The following is a 360-nucleotide window of genomic DNA, read 5'->3' on the forward strand; positions in this document are numbered from 1 at the left end:
GGGTGAGGTTGGGTTTATTCACACATCGATCCGTCAGAGTGTTGTTCATTTGACCTCCTGCTGCGGTACGGCGTGGCTGCGCTCTTCCTTGCGGAAGAAGGCTTCCACGTTCTGTTGTGCGGTGCGGAGTTCACGCAGTTCGATCTGCGCTTTCTTGTAGCGGGTGTAGAACCCGTTTTTCTCCGAGGAAAGGGTCTGGTATTCGGCATCCAGTTTTTTGAGGTCCGGCAGCGTCCTGAGCCCATTGGCCTTGAAATAGGCGCAAGCGGCCTCGTACACAGCAAACTCTGCACGGTGCTGTTCCTTGAACTTGGCGGGATTCCGCACAGTCTGGAGCTTCTGTGCAAGAGGCTTGTACTG

At 55.3% G+C, this 360-nt stretch carries 1 pseudogene; it reads right to left on the reverse strand.

The window, feature by feature from the left end:
• Nucleotides 1-45: 45 nt before the first annotated feature.
• Nucleotides 46-360: pseudogene (locus DXA66_RS14025) on the reverse strand (relaxase); the annotation flags it as partial.

This window comes from Faecalibacterium sp. OF03-6AC (assembly GCF_003478175.1).
GTDB classification, from domain to species: domain Bacteria; phylum Bacillota; class Clostridia; order Oscillospirales; family Ruminococcaceae; genus Faecalibacterium; species Faecalibacterium taiwanense.